At 60.1% G+C, this 2,817-nt stretch carries 4 protein-coding genes; 1 reads left to right on the top strand and 3 read right to left on the bottom strand.

Annotated elements, in window-relative coordinates:
• Positions 1-587: 587 nt before the first annotated feature.
• The 3 genes from AC5JJ6_RS07440 to cynS all read right to left on the bottom strand — a co-directional run bounded on the left by AC5JJ6_RS07440 (position 588) and on the right by cynS (position 2,216).
• On the bottom strand, positions 588-845 hold the full coding sequence (locus AC5JJ6_RS07440) for a hypothetical protein (protein ID WP_496041426.1): 258 nt from the start codon (positions 843-845) through the stop codon (positions 588-590).
• A 554-nt stretch (positions 846-1,399) separates the two neighbouring features.
• Positions 1,400-1,756, bottom strand: coding sequence for an HNH endonuclease (locus tag AC5JJ6_RS07435; protein WP_496041425.1), 357 nt, complete (start codon positions 1,754-1,756; stop codon positions 1,400-1,402).
• Between the two features lie 4 nt (positions 1,757-1,760).
• Positions 1,761-2,216, bottom strand: coding sequence for a cyanase (cynS, locus tag AC5JJ6_RS07430; RefSeq protein ID WP_244619664.1), 456 nt, complete (start codon positions 2,214-2,216; stop codon positions 1,761-1,763).
• Between the two features lie 165 nt (positions 2,217-2,381).
• Between cynS and eutB the strand changes: the two genes are divergently transcribed.
• A partial coding sequence (eutB, locus tag AC5JJ6_RS07425; protein ID WP_496041424.1) for an ethanolamine ammonia-lyase subunit EutB occupies positions 2,382-2,817 on the top strand: 436 nt, incomplete at its 3' end.

The following is a 2,817-nucleotide window of genomic DNA, read 5'->3' as shown; positions in this document are numbered from 1 at the left end:
TGGGCGCTCGGCGCGATGATCGTTTCAGCGCTGGTCGGATTGCTGGGCCTGCTCCTGTCCGCCATCACCGCGTCGGCAGCGGTGATGGCGGTACTCCGGCGCCTGCTGCCCGGTAGTACTTCATCCGCCAGGTGACGGCAGGAACGTTCCGGATATGTCGGTATCGTCGTCGTGGAGGGTTATAGTGTCAGACCGCTAATCTCATGGCGATCATGAAGGCTCCGGAGAGGGCGCCGAGGCCGACGAGGAAGATGGCTGTTCGACGGACTGTCTCAGTCACGGATTCCATGCTTTGGTCTCCCCCAATTACGTTTTTGCTGGCGAATTCGATGTGCGCCTGAAGCGGACTGTTTAACAGTCTCATGTGTCAATCGTCGCGTATATTTCCTACTACGTCAATAGGGATAACGTGCCTGCCGCAACCCAAGCGGCGGCGGACAGCATCGGCGGGATGTGGTGTTGGGAGCAAAGGACAAAGCGGGGACATCGGGCGGGAGGCGACGGCGACGATCACCGGATGTCGCTACTTTGATATAGGTTGGCTGGCTTTTCAGATATCCGCTCGGTCTGAATGAATGTATCGCCGATCAGGCAGCGTGCGCTTTTCGGTACCGCATCGGCGTGACCAGGATTTCTTCAGACGCTCGATTAGGGAGAGGCGTCGCTTCCGGAAGCGCCTCCTTCTCCTCAATCCTCAAGATAATAGCATCCGCCAAGCAGGCAGCGGCAGCGTCTACCGGGTTTTCCTGATCCAGTAAGCCGTGATGTGTGATTTCCGGAAAATCAGGCAGTTCGATCCAGAACTGACCATCCCCACGATGCACGACTGCGCGATACTGAAGCATCGGATGATGGCTCCCTTGGGCTGGATGGCATAGGGAAAACCCTACACGAAAAAGTATATCGACTGGTAAGCGTGACGCCAAAAGGGTGACTGATTGGCTATCAATCATTTCATCGGGAGAGCCCGAGAGTTTTTAGATGCTTTAGCTTAAGATCGAGTGGCAATGGTTGCTGACTTCCATGTCCTCGCAACACTACGCGCCTATCCTCAAGTCTCAAAGTGATCGTATCCGGGGCTGCCGGGGATCGGTCGACAACAACCCCGTGGAACCGAAGAGCAGCAATGAACTCATGAACCGTATGCGGTACGTCGAGCAGATGGCGAAGCTGATCAAACGACAGTTCCCGGATCACAACCGCGGATCACAACCGATACTCCCGCTGATCGGCTCCACCGGCAGGAACGCAGGTTGGATGCGGCTATCATCGCCGTCGACTACATACAGGCGATGGACTTTTGAATCAAATACCGATACGTTTTCAGGTTAACAATCTTCTCTGCGGCTAGGAGATTTTTCGCTAGGCACTGCGCTTACTCCCGCGCCGCCGCCGAAGCCTATCCCTTCCACCCGCCCTCGGCTGCCACCGCCTTGGCCACCACGATCCACTCCTCGCCTTCCTCGGCATCGGCCAGAGCCAGGATCGGGGGCCAGACCGGCAGGCGGGCGTTTCGGCGGAGCGTCAGGAAGCTGTCGATCTCGTCGGGTGTCGGCAGGCGGTCGCCTTTCAGGATGTTGCAGCGGCGGTGGGACAGGACGATGTTGGCTATGTCGTCGATGCCGCCGTAGCATTGCGGGATGAAGTGGTCGTAAGTCGCCTTGGCGCCGACCGGTTCGCCGCAGTAGAAGCACCGTCCCTGCTGGCTGATCGCCAGCAGTTTCGGGTCGCCGGGTTTGAGTTTGCGCTCATCCATGCGGTCAATATTGTTTGTACTTCAGGAATTTGCCACTCATCGTAATCGAGACCCGGTCGCCGTTGGGATCGGGCTTGCGCTGGATATCCATGTCGAAGTCGATGGCGCTCATGATGCCGTCGCCGAACTCCTCCTCGATCAATGCCTTGAAGGTGGTGCCGTAGACCTGCACCAGCTCATAGAATCGGTACATCAGCGGATCGGTCGGGACGGCCTCGCCCAGCGAGCCCCGGTTGGGGATCTGCTGGAGAAGCTTGACCTCGTGGCTGTTGAGGTCGAGCGCCGCCCCGACCTTGCGGGCGGACTCGGCGGGCAGCGCCATCTGGCCCAGGACGGCGGCGGTCGTGAATTCCTTGGAAAGTCCGGATTGCTCGGCGATCCACTTCCAGGTCAGGTCGCGGTCGATCCGGATCTGGAGGATCTTCTCGGTCAATTCGGCGCGGGTCATGGCATGGTTCATGATGGATCGTCTCCTCCGGTGGGACATGCTTTCCGGCAAGTCTAACAGGAGTAGACGTTTCGGGTAACATGCCAATCTTGGCCGGACACTCGATCTCTTGCCAGACGGGCCGATTGTTGCGACGCTTTCTTCCCGGCACCCCTGGCGCGAGGAACGACGGCCGGCATGGCATTCCATCAGGATATCGGCGGCACCCGCCACACATTCGCGGATCTGAAGGCGCTGCTGGCGAAGGCTTCGCCGGAGCGCTCGGGCGACCATCTTGCGGGACTGGCGGCATCCAGCGCCGAGCAACGGGTGGCTGCGCGTCTGGCGCTGGCGGACCTGCCGCTCACGACCTTCCTCAGCGAGGCGGTGGTCCCCTATGAAGAGGACGAGGTCACCCGGCTGATCTCCGATACCCATGACGCACAAGCTTTCCGGCCGGTGGCCTCGCTGACGGTCGGGGAATTCCGCGACTGGCTGCTGTCCGATGCCGCCGACTCCGCAGCACTGAAGGACCTGGCGCCCGGCATCACGCCCGAGATGGCGGCGGCGGTATCGAAGCTGATGCGCAACCAGGACCTGATCGCGGTCGCGCGCAAGGCGCGGGTGGTCAGCG

The sequence above is a fragment of the Skermanella sp. genome (assembly GCF_059503625.1).
The sequence above is the reverse complement of the archived record's forward strand: the minus strand, read 5'-3'. Positions and strand labels throughout refer to the sequence as shown.

Coding starts and splice junctions, on each gene's coding strand:
- cynS (WP_244619664.1), bottom strand. CDS start 2,216: ATGAACCATGCCATGACCCGCGCCGAATTGACCGAGAAGATCCTCCAG.
- AC5JJ6_RS07440 (WP_496041426.1), bottom strand. CDS start 845: ATGCTTCAGTATCGCGCAGTCGTGCATCGTGGGGATGGTCAGTTCTGG.
- AC5JJ6_RS07435 (WP_496041425.1), bottom strand. CDS start 1,756: ATGGATGAGCGCAAACTCAAACCCGGCGACCCGAAACTGCTGGCGATC.